The organism is Clostridioides sp. ES-S-0048-02, from assembly GCF_020658495.1.
Taxonomy (GTDB): Bacteria; Bacillota; Clostridia; order Peptostreptococcales; family Peptostreptococcaceae; genus Clostridioides.
This window is the reverse complement of the sequence record NZ_JACVWH010000002.1, coordinates 33,825-51,988: the sequence shown is the minus strand read 5'-3', so window position 1 is coordinate 51,988 and position 18,164 is coordinate 33,825. Positions and strand designations below refer to the sequence as shown.

17 protein-coding genes are annotated in these 18,164 nt (G+C 28.1%); 8 read left to right on the top strand and 9 right to left on the bottom strand.

Translation table 11 applies throughout. From position 1 onward, the window contains the following. Positions 1-358: 358 nt before the first annotated feature. Positions 359-736: a RidA family protein gene (locus IC173_RS03140; protein ID WP_227433761.1), complete on the bottom strand. Its 378-nt coding sequence runs from the start codon at positions 734-736 to the stop codon at positions 359-361. An 865-nt stretch (positions 737-1,601) separates the two neighbouring features. On the opposite strand from IC173_RS03140, the gene IC173_RS03135 reads away from it, so the two are divergent. Continuing rightward, positions 1,602-2,087, top strand: coding sequence for a hypothetical protein (locus tag IC173_RS03135; protein ID WP_227481901.1), 486 nt, complete (start codon positions 1,602-1,604; stop codon positions 2,085-2,087). Between the two features lie 141 nt (positions 2,088-2,228). Here the strand turns inward: IC173_RS03135 and IC173_RS03130 are convergent, their stop codons facing one another. The 4 genes from IC173_RS03130 to IC173_RS03115 all read right to left on the bottom strand — a co-directional run bounded on the left by IC173_RS03130 (position 2,229) and on the right by IC173_RS03115 (position 5,441). Beyond that, on the bottom strand, positions 2,229-2,366 hold the full coding sequence (locus IC173_RS03130; RefSeq protein ID WP_227855142.1) for a hypothetical protein: 138 nt from the start codon (positions 2,364-2,366) through the stop codon (positions 2,229-2,231). Positions 2,367-3,160: 794 nt separating this feature from the next. Next, positions 3,161-3,700: a flavodoxin family protein gene (locus IC173_RS03125; protein ID WP_227433759.1), complete on the bottom strand. Its 540-nt coding sequence runs from the start codon at positions 3,698-3,700 to the stop codon at positions 3,161-3,163. After that, positions 3,693-4,109, bottom strand: coding sequence for a MerR family transcriptional regulator (locus tag IC173_RS03120; RefSeq protein ID WP_227433758.1), 417 nt, complete (start codon positions 4,107-4,109; stop codon positions 3,693-3,695). Before IC173_RS03120 ends, IC173_RS03125 begins: the two co-directional genes overlap by 8 nt. A gap of 210 nt (positions 4,110-4,319) precedes the next feature. Then, positions 4,320-5,441, bottom strand: a complete 1,122-nt coding sequence (locus IC173_RS03115) for an aldo/keto reductase (protein WP_227433757.1) — start codon at positions 5,439-5,441, stop codon at positions 4,320-4,322. A gap of 133 nt (positions 5,442-5,574) precedes the next feature. On the opposite strand from IC173_RS03115, the gene IC173_RS20905 reads away from it, so the two are divergent. Together IC173_RS20905 and IC173_RS03105 are read left to right on the top strand one after the other, a co-directional pair. Continuing rightward, positions 5,575-5,667 carry a winged helix-turn-helix transcriptional regulator gene (locus IC173_RS20905; protein ID WP_227433990.1) on the top strand — a complete coding sequence of 31 codons (93 nt, stop codon included), beginning with the start codon at positions 5,575-5,577 and terminating at the stop codon, positions 5,665-5,667. A gap of 240 nt (positions 5,668-5,907) precedes the next feature. Then, positions 5,908-7,569, top strand: a complete 1,662-nt coding sequence (locus IC173_RS03105) for a cell wall-binding repeat-containing protein (RefSeq protein ID WP_227433756.1) — start codon at positions 5,908-5,910, stop codon at positions 7,567-7,569. A gap of 235 nt (positions 7,570-7,804) precedes the next feature. Here IC173_RS03105 and IC173_RS03100 read toward each other — a convergent pair whose 3' ends face one another. Further along, entirely contained in the window at positions 7,805-8,668 is an 864-nt protein-coding gene (locus IC173_RS03100) for a conserved phage C-terminal domain-containing protein (RefSeq protein WP_227831551.1), read from the bottom strand. A gap of 540 nt (positions 8,669-9,208) precedes the next feature. On the opposite strand from IC173_RS03100, the gene IC173_RS03095 reads away from it, so the two are divergent. From IC173_RS03095 to IC173_RS03075, 5 genes are all read left to right on the top strand, one after another. Continuing rightward, complete coding sequence (locus IC173_RS03095; RefSeq protein WP_227433754.1) at positions 9,209-10,129, top strand: AraC family transcriptional regulator; 921 nt, start codon at positions 9,209-9,211, stop codon at positions 10,127-10,129. A gap of 90 nt (positions 10,130-10,219) precedes the next feature. Continuing rightward, positions 10,220-12,640 (top strand): excinuclease ABC subunit UvrA, encoded by a 2,421-nt coding sequence (locus IC173_RS03090; protein WP_227855141.1) that lies wholly within the window; start codon positions 10,220-10,222, stop codon positions 12,638-12,640. Next, on the top strand, positions 12,640-13,662 hold the full coding sequence (locus IC173_RS03085) for a serine hydrolase domain-containing protein (protein WP_227433752.1): 1,023 nt from the start codon (positions 12,640-12,642) through the stop codon (positions 13,660-13,662). Before IC173_RS03090 ends, IC173_RS03085 begins: the two co-directional genes overlap by 1 nt. Positions 13,663-13,764: 102 nt before the next feature. After that, entirely contained in the window at positions 13,765-14,511 is a 747-nt protein-coding gene (locus IC173_RS03080) for a MerR family transcriptional regulator (RefSeq protein ID WP_227433751.1), read from the top strand. Positions 14,512-14,596: 85 nt separating this feature from the next. Next, positions 14,597-15,847 (top strand): MFS transporter, encoded by a 1,251-nt coding sequence (locus IC173_RS03075; protein ID WP_227855140.1) that lies wholly within the window; start codon positions 14,597-14,599, stop codon positions 15,845-15,847. Positions 15,848-16,095: 248 nt separating this feature from the next. Here IC173_RS03075 and IC173_RS03070 read toward each other — a convergent pair whose 3' ends face one another. From IC173_RS03070 to IC173_RS03060, 3 genes are all read right to left on the bottom strand, one after another. Next, entirely contained in the window at positions 16,096-16,512 is a 417-nt protein-coding gene (locus IC173_RS03070; protein WP_227433750.1) for a DUF3795 domain-containing protein, read from the bottom strand. 238 nt (positions 16,513-16,750) lie between these two features. Beyond that, positions 16,751-17,056, bottom strand: coding sequence for a response regulator (locus tag IC173_RS03065; protein WP_413927153.1), 306 nt, complete (start codon positions 17,054-17,056; stop codon positions 16,751-16,753). Between the two features lie 150 nt (positions 17,057-17,206). Continuing rightward, positions 17,207-17,857: a YidC/Oxa1 family membrane protein insertase gene (locus IC173_RS03060; protein ID WP_227433749.1), complete on the bottom strand. Its 651-nt coding sequence runs from the start codon at positions 17,855-17,857 to the stop codon at positions 17,207-17,209. Positions 17,858-18,164: the final 307 nt, after the last annotated feature.

Below are 18,164 nucleotides of genomic sequence, written 5' to 3'. Positions count from 1 at the left end.
ATTAGAATTTAATTTACTAAATTATCAGTTTAACTATATTTTAACATATAGTTAATTTTTAAAATATATATAAAACATTACTTATTTATATATTTACATTGAAATACATAATAATAATTATAAAAAGATTGTTTTATATTAGGATTACTTTAATTATAATACACAAATAATAAAATAAAAAAAGCTTTCCTCCTATAACAAATATATTTTTGGCACAAAAATATATGTTATATAAGAAAAGCTCAATAGTTAAATATTTAGATAGATTTTTATATAGACTTTTTTAATATAAACTTTTTAATTGTAGACTTTTTTTATTAGTTTTTAATTTTCATTAGTTTTGTCATTGGTTTTATTATTATAATACTGCCATTGCTTCAATTTCTAAAACTGCATCTTTTGGTAATTGAGCAACTTGTACACATGATCTTGCTGGTGGATTTTCTTTAAAATATGTAGCGTACACTTCGTTAATATCATTAAAATCTTTTAAATCTTTTACGAAAACTGTAGTTTTAAATACTTTATCCATAGTTGTACCAGCTTGTTCTAGTATTGCTTTTACATTGTCTAAAGAAGCTTTTGTTGCTTCTTTTGGGTCAGATACTAACTCGCCTGTCTTCATGTCTATTGGAAGTTGACCTGATGTAGAAACTATATTTCCAACTTGTATTGCTTGAGAATATGGTCCAATTGCTCCTGGAGCTTTCTCTGTAGCTATTACTACTTTTGACATGATTTCACCTCCTATTATTAAGTTATATTTACAGGAAAATAAAATTTCCTAAACACCAATATTAATATGAACCTCTAGACAAGAAATCAAGTCCAAAGTTTCAAATAATCAATACTCAGATTATTATATTTATTTGTGTTCATGTTAATATTTATTAAAGCAATTAGCATGCCAATTTCTTTTTATTCATAAAACTTTATAGAACCACTTAAAACACCTAAATTGAAACCTTTCCATAAAAAATAATCCGAAAATAGTTTTTTTATAGTACTAATTTTTTTCTCATATCTGGAATTTTACCAACTTGAGAATTCCTGTTTTGAGAATTTGCGAATTTTATTTAAATAGTTCTAAAGTTTTAAGTTATTATGCTATCATGTATGAAAGAACTATGGTTGACAATCCTACTGCTACAAATAGCAACACTTTAATCCAGACCTTATTTACTTTTGTTATCATAGAACCTATTGAAAATATAATAGCCAAGTATAATAGTAACCAAAAAATTATCATTCCACTACTGCTGCTGAAAACTTACAAAACTATTTTTTAATGACCCCATTTATTTTATAAGATATACGTTTATTTTATAAAATATAAGTAAAGTATAAAATTATTTCAGCAACTTTCTCCCTTCTTATTTTTTAAATCTTTTATAGGATTGTATCATGTTTGAGTGAATTTTCATACTATTAAGTCTTTACCTCTACAAAACAATACCTCTCATTTCATGCCTAATAATGTAAGATTACAGCTATTTTATTGATTTTGATAACTTGATTGACTATACTATTATTAGTTTTTATTTGTATATAAAGCTACTATTTATATGCAAAATTTTTATTTATATAGGGGGTTTTTAATTATGAACAAAAGTCCATTAACAGCAGAAACAACAGAAGAAATGCTAAAAGTACTAAGTGTGAAAGATTATAATATTGCTTATGATTTTCATAAGCTTGGTCAATTACTAGGTTGCAAGATTGAACCACGAACAGGAGCTCGTTCTTATCGTATATTATATTCAACTAAAAAACCAAAGCGTAGTCTATTTACTATTGAATGTAATGAGAAAAAATGGAGAGTTAAAGCAAACCTTTATAATCTAAATACATATAGAGATACTGTGGAGGAATGTTCTAAAACTATTAAAGATAGTATTACAAAAACTCGTACTTGTAAAAAATGTAATCCAAAATGTATTGGGGGTTCTTCATTTGAATTAGATGGCAAGTCCTATTTAACTTGTGTAGGAAGTGGACATTATTTTGCTAATATGGAAGAAATAGATTGGAAAAATCTAAAAAAGTTAATTAGTAAAGAGAATAATATTATGCAGAAATCTGTTTAATATGCTACTAAAACACACATAAATTTAGATATCAAATAAATGATAAAAATGTGCATAGATTTGTATGTATATCAAAATTCTGTGCATATAAAAAAACTGTGGATACCAAAAGGCTGTGGATAAATTTACTTTTCTGTAAATCTAATTATAGCCTTTATGTATTGCTTTTACTATATAATCATTAAAGTTATTTTGTAATCTTAAATTTCCTCCTACATGTACTGCTTCTATTATATAATCATAAGCATCTATGTTACATTTCAATATCGACTTTATCATATAATAAGTTTTAGATGCATAAGCTTAATGAGTTATTTGAAAATGATATTACTTTATCCGCAACAGAATAACATATATTAAAATATATTTATAGTAAAGATAATTATTCTATGACATTAGAAAACTATATCAAAAAGAATAAAAGTAGATACTTAAAGGCTTGAATAAAGGAAATCGAATTAGTTGACCAGTTAATGAAAGTGTTTAAGAACCTTGAAAAGATAGAAATTTTGTCTAGAAAAAATGATGTATATAAAGTTAATGTTTTTTATAGTCTGATTTGTCTCTGTCAATGTGACAATACTCATATTAGAAAAGCCTCTAGTTATGAAATTTGTTGCTCCTATGAATGGTTTTTTATCTTCTTCACTTTCACTTAATTCTGGAACATCTCCCCCATAATAAGAATTTCCTTGAAGTGTTATATGCTATCATTAAAATTCATCTTATCAGTAGTTGATTTGTTTATAAATCGTTTATATTTTATATATAATTTATTTATATTTATTTTATAATTTATTCACTTTATAAAATTAGTATTTATATTTATGATATGATAATAAAATATGAAGACTGATGCTATGGATGAAAAAACTAATTATCTAGTTTACCAATTATATACAACAAAAAGCTGTAGGTAAATTTGTTTTACACAAATCTACTTACAGCCTCTAAATGGTAGAATACATTTTAGTCTACTATTTATTTTATCAAGATTATTTTGTCTAGATTATTCTGAACTCACTCTATCAATAAAATTTAGTAAATCTGATACTCTTAAAAATCTCTCTTCACTACACTGACTTGCCCATTTCATAGGCATGATTCATTGCTACACTTTCTTTGATGTCACCTACATGCCAAGCTCCTATGCCATACACTATACCTTTTTCCTTAGCACCATTTAGACATGACGTAAATCCTCTGAATCCTTCTAATGTTCTTTCCATAGCCTGCTCACTATTGTCGGCTGCGGCAACGATGAAATAAAACTCTTTTCCAGAAATTTCAGTGTATCTCGAACAAGTTCTATCAATCATAGTTTTCATCTGTGCATTCATAGTATAAAAATAAACTGGAGTTGCCAAAACAATCACATCTGCTTTAATCATTTTTTCAAGAATTTCTTCCATGTCATCTTTTTGTGAACAGTTTCCACCTTTCTCGTAACAGACTCCACATCCTATACAATATTTAACATCCTTATCTTTTAAAAATATTTTCTCTACTTGGTTTTTAGATTCTAATGCCCCTTGCATAAATTGGTCACATAATAAATCAGAATTACCACCTTTTCTAGGGCTTGCAGACAATACAAGTACACTTTTATTCATAAGACAATACCTCCGTTCTTTGACTCTCACTATTATTTTTTAATGTTTTTTCTTTTTCAATAACTTTATCCTCGTATCCATCAATTTTACTATTTAATCGTTCTAAAGTTTTCTGCATATCTTCAATTCTTCTAGAAAGCTGATTTCGTTGTTCTATTAAAAGTTCTTTTCTCGCTTTGATAGTTTTGTTCCCTTGTTGAAACATAGTTACATATTCAATCAATGTCTCAATGGAAAGTCCTGCACTTCTCATACATTTGATGAAATTAACCCACTCACAATCTTTTTCTGTAAAAGACCTAATTCCACTCTTATTTCTATTTACAGGTGGTATTAAACCAATTCGTTCATAATATCGTAAAGTATCTGCTGAAAGTTCGTATTTTCTACTTACTTCTGAAATTGTCATACAAATCCTCATCCTTTCTTGATACTGTATAATTTAAAATCGGATTAAATAGTTTAACTGATATTTCATTAACTTCGACTTTTCTATATAACATTAATTATTTTACTTATATTTCATTAACTTCAACTTTTCTATATAACATTAATTATTTCACTTATACTTAATTAACTTCAAGTTCTTTATATATCATTAATTATTTTATAGTAGCAATTATTTTTCAAATATTTCTGCTACATTCTTTAGAGATTCTACAATTTTGATATGTTGTGGACAATTTTTTTCACACTGTTTACATCCAATACAATCTGATGCTTTTCCATAAGTTTTAGTGTAGTTATTATAATAAACCATTTGTGTTGAAAATCCAGTATTAAGAGCTTGCTTTTCTGCATTGTATAAAGCAAAATAGTTTGGAATAGCGATATTTTTTGGACATCCTTCTACGCAATACTGGCAAGCAGTACATGGAACTGCAATTGCTTCATTTATAATTTCCACCGCTTCATTTATAACATCATATTCTTCCTGTACAAATGGTTCAAAATTTTGCATATAACCTGTGTTGTCTAATAGTTGTTCCATATTTGACATTCCACTTAAAACCATCATGACATTATCTTTACTTGCTGCAAAACGAATTGCCCATGATGGCACTGACATATCTGGATTATAATCGTTAAATAATTTTTCTGCTCTTTCTGGTATTTTTGCTAGTGTACCACCTTTTACTGGTTCCATAACTATAACAGGTTTATTGTGTTTCTTTGCTACTTCATAACACTTTCTAGATTGTATGCTTTCATTATCCCAATCTAAATAATTAATTTGTAACTGCACAAAATCTACTTCTGGATGCTCATTCAATACTTTGTCTAATAGTTCTGCACTATCATGAAAAGAAAAACCAATATTTTTTATTTTTCCTTCTTTTTTCTTTTCTTCAATAAACTTGAAACTGTCAAATTTTTTAGCTATTTCATAATGTGATACACCAATGTTATGTAAAAGATAATAATCAAAATAATCTACACCACATTTTTCTAACTGTTCATTAAAAATAGGCTCCTGCTCTTCTTTTGTTTTTAAAGCCATTAGTGGTAGTTTTGTAGCTACTGTAAAACTTTCTCTTTTATGTCTCTTTACTAGAGATTCTCTAAGTGCTATTTCACTTTTACCCATATGGTATACATATGCTGTATCAAAATATGTGAATCCTCTCTCTAAAAAAGTATCAACCATATTATTTAAGTAATCCATATCAATACTTGTAGCATCATTTTCGTCTTTTATTGGTAAACGCATTAACCCAAACCCTAATTTTTTTTGTTCCATTGTCCTGCTTCCCCCTTTATGTATTCTCTACTTTAATTTATGTTTTTAAATATTTATAAATTTTCTATAATTATACTTTACTACTTAGAGTTAACTTCAAGTCAATAGTTTTTTTATTTTTTAATTAAATACTATAAAAATTTATCAAGAAATTCCACCTAAAGTAGAATATTTCCTAACAGATTTAGGAATAAACTTTGTCCCTGTTTTAGAACACATGAAATAATGGGGAAAAACCTATTTATCAAATGATAAAAATAATCCATCCTGATTTACATATATTCAATATCGAAAACATTTTCCCAAAGATTTATGATACAATGTTAAATAGTAAAATAAAAGCTTTATATTGAATACTCTTATCTGTTAATTTTAAAATGTTACATTTAATAGTAACTTGATTTTAAGATTATATTTTACTAGTTCATACTAAATAATAAAATATAAGGATTGTGAGGTAAAAAATATGAATAAGAAAAACTTAGCTATATTAGTGGCAGGTATGATGTTTTTTTCTAGCTCTTCAGTAATCTTTGCAAACAACATAACAAAGCAAGAAAGATTAATAGGTAAAACAAGATATGAAACGGCTGTAGAAGTGAGTAAATTAGGATGGGTTCAATCAAAAGTAGCAATTATAGTCAATGGCAACTCTATTCAAAGTGCACTTTGTGCAAATCCTTTTGCTAAATTAAAAAATGCTCCTATACTATTAGTAAATGATAATAGTATAGAAAGTTCAACTAAAACTGAACTTAAAAGACTTGGCGTAGATAATGTATATATAGTGGACAGTGGAAATAGTATATCTAATAAAGTAGAAAATGAAATAAAATCACTCAACATAAAGGTAAATAAAATAGTAGGAAATAATATCTATGAAATGTCTACAAATTTACTTAAAGAAATAGATAAAATAAAAAAAGTGGAAAATGTAGCAGTTGTAAATGGATTAAAGGGGTTATCTGATGCTGTTAGCATAGCTTCTCCATCAGCAATACATAATATGCCTATAATACTAGTATCAGAGGAAAACAGCAATAATAGCAGTATAAATTTCTTAAACAATAGGTCTATAAAAAAATCTTATATAGTTGGTGGAAATAAGATTTTATCAGACAATACAGTAAAAAAATATCCGAATAAAGAAAGAATCAGTGGTTCAGATAGAAACAATACCAATGCCAAAATTATTGAACAATTTTACAAAACCAAAAGTATAAAAAATGTGTTTGTTACTAAAGATGGTATGAACAAGGAAAATGCACTAGTAGACGCATTATCAATAGGAGTATTGGCAGCCAAAGAAAATTCTCCTGTAATAATATCTAATGGCACTCTTGTAAACAGCCAAAAAGATTTTATTAACAATAAAGACATAAAAGAAGTAACACAAGTTGGCGGAGGTGATAACCAAAAAGCATTTGAGGATATCTTAAAGCTAAAAAATGTCGATATAAGAAATAAAACTAAAAAAATATCTTTAATTGAAGCTAAGGAAATATTAAAAAAAGCTGTTCCAGAAAGTAATGTTTTAGTTTGTTACTACGACCAAGATGATAATAAATACGACAGTAAGGTTATAAAGGATAATATTGTATATGAAGTAGAAATAGATGCCTACTCTGGTAAAATAATAGAAATTGAAAAAGATGATGATATAAATAATAATTTAGGTGTCAAAAATATATCTTTAGATAAAGCTAAATCTATAATACTAGATGCCATTCCTAATAGTAATTTAATATACTGTAAATATGATGCTGACGATAATGAATATGAGGCTAAAGTTGTAAAAGATAATAAAACATATGAAATAGAGATAAATGCATTTGATGGAAGAATTATAGATATTGATATGGACGATGATTATGATGATAATGATTATGATGACTTTGATAATAATCACAATAATAGTGATTCTAATAACAATAACTCTATAATTAGCATTGAAAAAGCTAAGTCAATAATGCTAAACAAAGTACCTGGTGGTAAAATAGTAAAATTTGAATATGATAAAGATGATAAAGAATATGAAGGCGAAATAATAAAGGGAAATAATGAATATGATATAACAATCAGTGCAATCACTGGAAAAATATTAGAATATGAAGTTGATACAGTATAGTATATAACTCTAATGATATAGTTTATAAAAATTTTCTTATTTATTACTGTAATTTAAATTTTATATTACTGGAATTTTAAAAATTCCAGTAATATTTTTTATTATTAATAACACTAATAATCCTATTTTCTATACATATAATATATCTGAACATAAACTATATCTAAATTTTAGATTTTTCATAATATCTATTCTAGTATATCTCTTATCCACTTATATCTCTTATCCACTATAATCACTTTTTATTTAAGTAAGTCTTGAATTCATGACCAAATAGAATCTCTGGCTTTATATCCACTAGCGTAGGAGTCTCCTTCCAGCTCTTCACTCTTGATTCTATAACTTTATAAAAATCTTCTAAGCTATGGCCTTCTTTTCTTCTTTCAGCTATAAGTTTATTATCTGTTTCTGAATCAAACCTAAAACTTTCCCCTGACTCTTTATTTAACTTTTTTATAATATTTTCATAAATACTTTCTATATAGCAGTATTCCTCTTCCACATCAGTATTTTTCTTGGAGTTCTTTTTTAATAACTCTTTTTTTAAATTTTTTTTTAATAATTCTTTTTTCTTTGTTACATCTTCTGTTTCATCTACAGTATGAAGTTCTGGGTCATAACCCCATTGTCTATACTCTTTATCTACATAGCTATACATATTGGTATCACTGGTCTTATCTTTGTCATACTTATATTCATGTTTTGATACCTTTTGGCTACTATTATTTGTTTCATTAATATTTTCTAATATATCTTCAAAAAAACTTCTACGTTTCTTTATTACACCTGTATCATTACTTTCAGAGCATATATAACTATATACAGAGCAACAATTTCCCTTCACTCCTCGACTTATTAGTCTCAATATTCCTAAATCTATAAATTCATTTACAAGCCTACTTATTGTAGATATTGATAAATCAAGGTCAGATGCAGCCTTTCTTACAGTCATCATAAACTGTCCCCTTGGTAAAGTTCCCCTTAATCTTTGTATGTTTTCTTTTCTCATTATATAGTGATTAAACCTTATTTTGTTTACATCACTTCGCTCGTTAAAATATAATACTGCTGAATTTAATTGATAAAAACCATTGTTCATATTCTTATTCCCCCAATTCAAATAAATAGTTGTTTGTAAGTATTTTTGTATTTCTTAATAATTTATTAGATGATTATATTTTATTAAAAATCATTCTTCTATATTTTTCATTTTAAAGTTTTAAAGGCTCTATGTTAATAGATGAGATTTAACTTTTTTATTTAAACAATAAATTTAATAATTTTTTTAATATAAATATTTTATTATTTAGTAAACATTTTCTTAAAATTGATATATTGTTCTTAGTATCAAAGTTTACAACCCTACTAGATATTAAGTTTTTGTCTATGTTATAGTCTCTAACTTTATATAAATGTATAATCAAATATACAATCTAAAAATATATCACTATGTTATACTAAGTGTTACAAAGTAAGATAGAAATTCTCTTATAATATAAATTGTTGTTATATATAAGAAAAACTCCTAATAAAAAATCTATTTAACATTTTTTTACTTTAAATTTCACATACTCAACGCTTTATTTACTATAAATAAGGGTATTTAAAATATATATTTTTACAATAAGGAGGTATACTTATGACCGATTCCCAAATTAAAAAAGAATACTTACGTCGTATTTGCAAAGTACAAGACTACATAGAAGAGCATTTGTATGATTCTCTTTCTCTTGAAGAGCTTTCTAATATAGCAGGTTTTTCAAAGTTTCATTTTCATAGAATTTTCAAAGCGATAGAAAAAGAAACATTGTCACAGTATGTAAATAGGTTAAAACTAGAAGGAGCCACTTCTTTTCTTATTCATCGTACTGATATGACAGTTACTGATATTGCACATTATTTCGGTTTTACTGATTCCGCAGTTTTTTCGCGAGCCTTCAAAAATTATTATAAGATAAGCCCTATAAAATATAGAAACAATTATAGCAAGAATTGCAAAGAACCATATAAAATTTCTCAGTATAATAGACACATATCAAAACTTAAATCTAAAAATAAGAGAGAGGTTAAGGGAGAAATTGAAATCTTAGAACTTGATAATGTAAATACAGCTTATATTAGATACACTGGGTCATATGGAAATTTGGCCAGTCACTTTCCAAAGATTGTAGAAAAACTCTTTGATTATGCAAATGAGCAGAATCTAATTGAACTTGAAAAGACAAAGATATTAGCTATTTATCATGATAATCCTCAATTTACACAAGAACATCATTTGAGGACTAGTATTTGTATGACAATTCCAGATAATATTGTTGTCAAAGAAAATAGCGACCTTGGCAATATTACAATACCTTCTGGGAAATATCTGGTGGGACATTTTAGTATTTTTCAAGATGAATATAGTGATGCTTGGGATTTTATGTATAATGAATGGCTATCAAATGATGAGCATAAACTACGTAATTCTTTTCCTTTTGAAGTATATCTTAATGACCCAAATAGTCACCCACAAAATAAACATATAGTTGATATATATTTACCTATAGAGCCTTTTTAATACTATGATTTCGCTTAACCTCTTCTTATATTAATGATTAAAACATACTAATTTTATAGTTTGATAAAATTAATAAAATGAGGTGAATTAATGAAAGAAATAAAAATCAAAGGTGCAAAAATACATAACCTAAAAAATATAAATATCTCTATCCCCAAAAATAAGCTTGTAGTTGCAACAGGTGTTAGTGGTTCAGGTAAATCCAGTCTTATGTTCGATATTGTATTTGAGGAAGGGCGTAAACAGTACTTACAGTCCTTAGGCATACTTTCAGGCATTGATAATGAGAATAAATTTGACAATATTCAAGGATTAGCTCCTACTATAGCTGTTAAACAAAATATCATCCGTCAGAGTAATCCTCGTTCAACAGTAGGTACTAGAACCAATATTATTAGTATGCTTACACTATTATATGCAGGAGAAGGACAAGTAATATGTTCTGCGTGTAACACTCCTGTAGACAACAATCTTATTTGTAATAATTGTGGTAATAAAGAAGAACGCTTAAGACCAAGTTATTTCTCATATACCTCTTCAGATGGAATGTGTATGAAATGTTCTGGACGTGGAGCATACTTTGAGATTAATATTGAAAAACTTATCTTGGATAAGCGCACTACCCTAAAAAAAGTTTTGGATAGAGCCCAAATCACACCAGGATATTTGAGAGTGTTATCTAAAAAATTCAAAGATTACTTAGATATACCATTCTTACAATTGCCTGAGGAAGTACAAAACGAGGTACTATATGGTCACTATGAAAATGGAAAACAAAGTTCTTCTTTAGCAAAAGTACTTCATGGTCGTCACCAAAGAGGTGAAGACTTAAATGGTATTTATAGCATGACTACTTGTTCTGAGTGCCATGGTTTTAAAATTGGTGAAGAAGCACGCCAAGTTTTATTAAATGGAAAGCATATTGGTGAACTTGGAAAGATGAGCATTTTAGAAGTTCATGAATTCCTAAAGTCATTATTGAATCAAGACAAACTAACTATTCTAGGTAAAAATTTAATAGCTGATATTTTAATTAAGACAAATAATCTAATAAAGGCACGACTAGGTCATCTGTCCTTATACAGAGAGATGTCAACTTTAAGTGGTGGAGAAATACAAAGGCTATTTTTAAATTCTCACCTTGATTCAGAGATGGACTCATTAATTTACGTACTTGACGAACCAACTGCGGGATTACATGAATCCGAAAAAATCGACATTCTAAAATCCATTAAAGATTTAAAAGATTTAGGTAACACTGTCATTGTAGTTGAACACGACAAAAATACAATTAATATGGCAGAACATATTATTGATATAGGGCCAAAAGCTGGTATTGAAGGTGGACAATTAATATATCAAGGAGATTTAGAAGGTCTACTTAAGTCAAATGAATCAATTACTGGACAATATATCTCAGGAAAATACTCCATGCCTACTAGAACATCATCTAAAAATATTACGGACATTGAAAAAATGCATTGTATAGTTGTTCAAAATGCAAGTACAAATAATCTTAAAAACATTACTGCATCATTACCTTTAGGTGCTATGGTTGGAATAGCTGGAAAATCTGGTAGTGGAAAAAGTTCCCTTATATCAGATACATTACTCCCTCTTCTTAGAAGTTACTTCAACAATCAAGCAAGTAATAATAAAACCACTATTAAAGAAAATGAAGTAAGTAATGAGGATGATTATACAATTGTAGAAACTATTGCTGATAAATTAAGTGGTACACAATATATCTCTGGATATTCAGAAATATCTCAAACTCCTATTGGTAGAAATATGAACTCAACTCCTGCCTCTTATATTGGGATATGGGATAAGATACGTGTTTTATTTGCAGGTCAACCAGAATCAATAAAACAAAATTTCACTGCTGGGCATTTTTCATTCAATTCAAAAGGTGCTTGTCCTAAGTGTAGTGGTAGTGGATATGAAAAAATCTGGTTGGGAAATAATTTAAGTATGGACAGTATATGTAATGAGTGTCATGGAAAAAGATTTAATGATGAATCCCTATCCATTAAATATAAGAATAAAAATATCTATGATGTCTTAAATATGAGTGTATCTGAAGCTGTTGTTTTTTTTGAAGATACTCCAAATATTGTTTCACACTTAAAAGTACTAGAACAAATTGGTATGGGTTATATAAAACTAGGTCAACCTACCCCTACTTTAAGTGGTGGAGAATCTCAAAGAATCAAGCTTGCAAAAGATATTGGTAAAAAACGAAAAGGCAATATCCTCTATGTGTTGGATGAACCCACTACTGGTCTAAGTCTGTATGATACTGCTAAACTAATTCAATTGTTGGATGAATTAATCGAAAATGGAAATTCTGTAATTGTTGTTGAACATGATATAGAAGTTCTAAATACTTGTGACTGGATTATTGAACTTGGTCCAGAAGGAGGAGACAAAGGCGGATATATCATTGCAGAGGGTTCTCCTCAACAACTAAAAGAAAACTCAAAGTCTATAACAGGGAGGTATTTATAATGGATAAAGGTTACTGCTTAGATTTGAAATTTGAAAATATAGACCCTTCAAGTGTTGGAATGGATTCAAAAAAACTTTCACAGCTTGAACCTTTAATAATCTCACAATATAGCAATATAAACGCAATAATCATAGCGAGAAGAGGAAATATCGTCTTTGAAAAATATTATAATGGTTATAATGCTGACGATACTTTTCATGTTGCATCTGTCACAAAAAGTATCATATCAGCCCTAATTGGTATCGCAATAGACAAGGGTTATATAAAGGATGTTGAGCAAAAAGTTGTTGATTTTTTTCCTGAATATAATTGTAGCCCTGCTGATATATACAAAAAAGCAGTAACTATACGCCACTTGCTTACGATGACTGCACCATACCCTTTTAAAAATACAACTGAATCATTAGAGAGACTTTCTAAACAACGAGATTGGGTAAAATATGCCCTAAATCAACTTGGTCAAAACAAAAACATTGGAACTTTCAAATATTCTTCAGCTGGAGTTCACCTACTTTCAGCTATTATTACAAATACTACAGGAAAGTGTGCTCGTGAGTTTGCTAATGAACATCTATTCAAACCTATTGGTATGAGAGAAATACCCGATTATGATATAGAAAATTTTGATTTTGAAGATTTATTTGGAAAAAATCTTAAAGGTTGGGCAAAAGACAGGCAAGGTAATACTGCTGGTGGCTGGGGACTTACATTGAGTGCCAGAGATATGTTACGATTTGGTTCTCTGTATTTAAATGATGGTATTTGGAATAATAAATGTATTATATCTAAATCATGGATTGAAGAATCAACCAAAATGAATTCCAATGAGTATGGTTATCTATGGTGGCTATGTGAAGAAGATGGAACTCTTTGGTATTCAGCAATGGGAGCTGGAGGAAATGCCATCTGTTGTATACCAAAGTACGATTTGGTTATAGCAATACCATCTAAGATAGTTTTTAAACCTCGTGATAGATGGCAGCTTATTAAAAAACATATACTTACTTCTATAATAGAATAGTTGTATATGGAATGATTATAACAACCCTCCACTATAACACCAGACTTTCGTTTAGTGATATTATTGTTGATGCTATATACACACAAGAGGAGTTGAATATAAATGAATACCTACACAACATCAGAAATAGCAGATTTAATTGGTATACATCCTAATACAGTACGTTTATATGAAGAACTTGAACTAATACCTAAACCTAAGCGTAATCCTAATGGCTATCGTATTTTTAACGATTTTCATATAGAGCAATTTAAATTTGCTCGTACAGCCTTAAAAATTGAAGTTACGCAAAGAGGATTGAGAAAAAATGCAATTGAGATTGTCAGAACATCAGCAAATAAAGATTTTGACAAAGCTATTTCTCTTGTTAGTCATTATTTACAACAATTAGAAATAGAAAAATCAAATGCTGAGGAAGCAATCAATATTGTTAAAGAAATTTTAAATGGAAACACACAAGAGACAGACAAGTTATTTTTAACTAGAAAAGAAACCTCAGAATACTTAAAGGTTACAATAGATACTTTAAGAAATTGGGAAATGAACGGGTTGTTAAAAGTAAAAAGAAAGCAAAATGGTTATCGTGTATATACTGATGAAGATATAAAGCGCCTTAAAATTATTAATTCGTTACGCTCTGCAAACTATTCTCTTTCAGCTATTTTAAGAATGTTAAATGCTTTGTCTTGTAATCCCAATGCTAATATTAAAACTGTTATTGACACTCCAAAAGACGATGATGAAATTATCTCAGTATGTGACAAATTGATAACCTCATTGAAAGAGGCGGAATACAACGCAAAAACAATGAAATCTCATCTTCAAAGCATGAAAGAACAATTTTCTTAACCCTCCACTCTAACTCCATACTTTGATTTGTGTGTTATTCTTAAGAGCAAGAAAAATTAAACACACAAATCAAAGGAGGAATAGAATGGAAAACAAAAATACTCATTTTACATGGAAGCAAAAAATCCTTACCTTTTTAGTGAGCCAATATATTTCCCTATTTGGTTCATCACTTGTACAGATGGCAATGATATGGTATATCACACTTCAAACGTCATCAGGCATATGGGTAACAATCTTAACCGTATGCTCCTTCATACCACAAATGCTAATATCTTTTTTGGCAGGTGTATGGGCAGATTACTATAATCGAAAAATACTCATCATTGTATCTGATGCTATAATCGCTGCTTCTACACTAATACTACTTATGCTTATGATGTCAGGAATTAAAGGAGAAAATGAATTAATCGCAATTGCTGTTGTATCTATTATTCGTTCTTTAGGAAGTGGTGTACAGACACCTGCTGTAAATGCACTGATTCCTCAACTTGTGCCAGAGGAACACTTAATGCGTTTTAATGGTATAAATGGCAGTATTCAATCTATAGTTCAATTTATAGTTCCTATTGTATCCGCAGCAATTCTTGGTCTAGGAAATAAAATATCTCAAGTACTTTTACTTGATATTATTACTGCAATTATTGCTATTGTATTACTCTGCTTCATTAAAATACCTAAACATAATATAATAAAACAAACTGAAAAAGTATCATTTTTAGCAGACATGATATCTGGAATAAAATACTCTTTTTCGGATAAATTTATTAGAAAAGTAGTTTTTACTTATGGCGCTTTCATTTTTCTTTGTGTACCATCAGGCTTTCTTATAGGATTATTGATTGAGCGTACATTTGGTAAGGGGTATATTTATCTATCTATTATTGAAATGATTGGCTTTTCAGGTATGGTTCTAGGTGGATTAGTTATAGGAATATTTGGTGGCTTTAAAAATCGAAATAAGACATTTTTCTTGGCAATGTTATCTTATGCTATCTTTTCTATTATTTTGGGGTCTGTTACACAAGCTTGGCAATTTTTCATATTCATGTTTTTTACCAGTTTTTCAATCCCAATTATTCAAGCAACAGCTATGACCATGTTGCAAGAACATGTAGTACCAGAAATGCAAGGTCGTGTATTGGGCTTACCTACTATTATATATACTGGTCTTATACCTCTTGGGATGATACTCTTTGGACCACTTGCTGATATGGTATCTATTAATTTCTTGATTATTGTTTCAGGTGTAATAATTGCATTTTTTGCTTTATCTATTCCTTATTCAGGACAATTTTATAAGCAAGGCATCTTTAAATCAAAAGAAATTAAATAATATGCTAAAGAAACTAAGTAATATACTAAAAAAATTAAGTAATACACTAAATAAACTAGGTAATATACTAGATAAATTTTAATTGTTCTATTTTGATTTTTATACATAATACACTAAGATAGTTTTAATCACTACGATAGTTTTAATTAACCTAGTTCAAATTTTATAGACCTCCGTTTCATTTACATATTCATTTTCATCAAGAATTAAATGAAACGGAGAAAAGCTATATGTCAATAAGGCTATTATTATTTTGATTCCTTTTTAGCATGACACTCAGAACATTCAGAGTCATGTAAAGAAATAATGCCACCACAATAAATACAAGTCCATTTTTTTAATTCTGCTTCCATCAAAGTAGTTATTCCAGACTCTTTAGCTAAAATATTATTTTTTATAAGGCTCTCTTCGTATCTTTTATTGTAACTTTTTTCCAAGTTTTTGACCAATTTGCATGGAAATTTTTCACACTCAAAACAGTATGTAATCTTTTCTATCTTTGTACACTCTTTTATATTACACTTTCTGCAATGTTCTGGTTTCCCCAAGTCACCTGCATAACATCCCTGACAAGGTTTCTTTGAATAACAATGTTTATAACAGACTTTACAGTTCATCCCACAGGGAGCAAACATAATATTTTCAATCTTATTGGGCATTTTCATAATACATTATTCCTTTCTATAATATTCTTAATTATTGAGTCTTCTTAATTCTTTAACTACTCTACTTTAACTACATTTAAGGCTTACATCTTCCCCACTATACCATGTTGAAAATAAAATATTTCTCCTATTCTTGATAAAAAGCTTCTCTATACTCCTAAATCTGTGATTATTGAAATCATGAAGTTTTTGAACAATCTTTTTATAAAAAATCATTTTAATGAGATACTCTCATACATCATAACATTTTATAATCATCAGCCCCATACTCATAGCCTTTTAATTTATCTTCTTCTTCACCTTTAGCTGTCAACATAATAATAGGTATATTAGTCATTTCACGTGAAACTCTACATACTGAGAATCCATCTAAATATGGCATCATAATATCCAATATCATTAAATCTATATCATTATTCTTCACTATTGTAAGTGCTTCTACTCCATCATCAGCAGTTATGCAAGTATATCCTCCTTTTTGCATATATTCTACAATGATATCTTGCATTCTTTTTTCATCTTCTACTACTAATATTTTAGCCATTATTATTTTATCATCTCAGTTTTTTAACTTTATTTTAGTTTATATTAATTTATTTTATAACTATTTTTTAGAAAATAATATGTTTATAAAAATAGCCTGCCAACTTTGATTCATGTTGGCAGGCTAAGAATTTATAAAATACTTATTATATTATTTTAATACTAGTTTATTTTTTTGATTAAAATATATTCTAAAGCAAATCTCTTCAATTAATGCATAAATTGCACTTGTTATAAAATATAGACCTAGGGCTACTGGAGTTCTAACAGTTATTATAAGACTCGTTATAGTAGTCATTATAATCGTTTGTTTATTAAATGTTCTTTGAGAACTCACCTTAAAATATGGTATATAATTTATTAAATTTGGAGCTAGCATAGTTAATGTGTATATACAAGGTAGTATAAATAAATTATCAGCTGTATTTAAATTAGCAATCCAAGGAATTATAACTGTTGTAAATCCCTTTGGCATGTTTAAGCATACATGATACAGTGCATATATTACTGGCATTTGTAGTAAAATTGTGGAACACCCAATCATACTCTTCATACTTTCCACAGAGTGCATCTGTAGTTGCTTTTCAAGTTCTTTAGCATTATCCTTATATTTTTCTTTTATATGTTCCATCTTTTCTGCCAATTCTTGTTGTTTTTTCATAGAAAATCTTTGTTTTAATGACAATGGCATTAGCATCAACTTTACTATTAAAGTTATAAGTACTATTGCAATCCCAAAATCTCCTGTAAAACTAAATAATATATTTAATACCTCTTGTAGTATATTTGAAATGAAATCCATTCTATTCTCTCCTTTTATTTTAAATTCTTGAACTGTAATAGAATCATTTCAAATTAAAATATACTATAATACCTCCAAATATCATATTTTTGAAAAACAATATAATGCTTAGGCAATCTTTTTTCAGAATATGTAAATCTATTTATAAATATGTTTTTCCTTAAAACATATTTAATTTTATGATATAAGAGGTCTTTACAAAAGTAAATTATGCATCCAAGGATAGATACTAATAATGTCATATAAATTAGTATATATAACAGATTATCCATATCAAATCTCATTACATCACCTCATAAGTATTTAT

Coding starts and splice junctions, on each gene's coding strand:
- IC173_RS03075 (WP_227855140.1), top strand. CDS start 14,597: ATGGAAAACAAAAATACTCATTTTACATGGAAGCAAAAAATCCTTACC.
- IC173_RS03100 (WP_227831551.1), bottom strand. CDS start 8,668: ATGAACAATGGTTTTTATCAATTAAATTCAGCAGTATTATATTTTAAC.
- IC173_RS03120 (WP_227433758.1), bottom strand. CDS start 4,109: ATGACAATTTCAGAAGTAAGTAGAAAATACGAACTTTCAGCAGATACT.
- IC173_RS03080 (WP_227433751.1), top strand. CDS start 13,765: ATGAATACCTACACAACATCAGAAATAGCAGATTTAATTGGTATACAT.
- IC173_RS03130 (WP_227855142.1), bottom strand. CDS start 2,366: ATGATAAAGTCGATATTGAAATGTAACATAGATGCTTATGATTATATA.
- IC173_RS03070 (WP_227433750.1), bottom strand. CDS start 16,512: ATGAAAATGCCCAATAAGATTGAAAATATTATGTTTGCTCCCTGTGGG.
- IC173_RS03090 (WP_227855141.1), top strand. CDS start 10,220: ATGAAAGAAATAAAAATCAAAGGTGCAAAAATACATAACCTAAAAAAT.
- IC173_RS03065 (WP_413927153.1), bottom strand. CDS start 17,056: ATGGCTAAAATATTAGTAGTAGAAGATGAAAAAAGAATGCAAGATATC.
- IC173_RS03085 (WP_227433752.1), top strand. CDS start 12,640: ATGGATAAAGGTTACTGCTTAGATTTGAAATTTGAAAATATAGACCCT.
- IC173_RS03095 (WP_227433754.1), top strand. CDS start 9,209: ATGACCGATTCCCAAATTAAAAAAGAATACTTACGTCGTATTTGCAAA.
- IC173_RS03060 (WP_227433749.1), bottom strand. CDS start 17,857: ATGGATTTCATTTCAAATATACTACAAGAGGTATTAAATATATTATTT.
- IC173_RS03140 (WP_227433761.1), bottom strand. CDS start 736: ATGTCAAAAGTAGTAATAGCTACAGAGAAAGCTCCAGGAGCAATTGGA.
- IC173_RS03105 (WP_227433756.1), top strand. CDS start 5,908: ATGAATAAGAAAAACTTAGCTATATTAGTGGCAGGTATGATGTTTTTT.
- IC173_RS03115 (WP_227433757.1), bottom strand. CDS start 5,441: ATGGAACAAAAAAAATTAGGGTTTGGGTTAATGCGTTTACCAATAAAA.
- IC173_RS03125 (WP_227433759.1), bottom strand. CDS start 3,700: ATGAATAAAAGTGTACTTGTATTGTCTGCAAGCCCTAGAAAAGGTGGT.
- IC173_RS03135 (WP_227481901.1), top strand. CDS start 1,602: ATGAACAAAAGTCCATTAACAGCAGAAACAACAGAAGAAATGCTAAAA.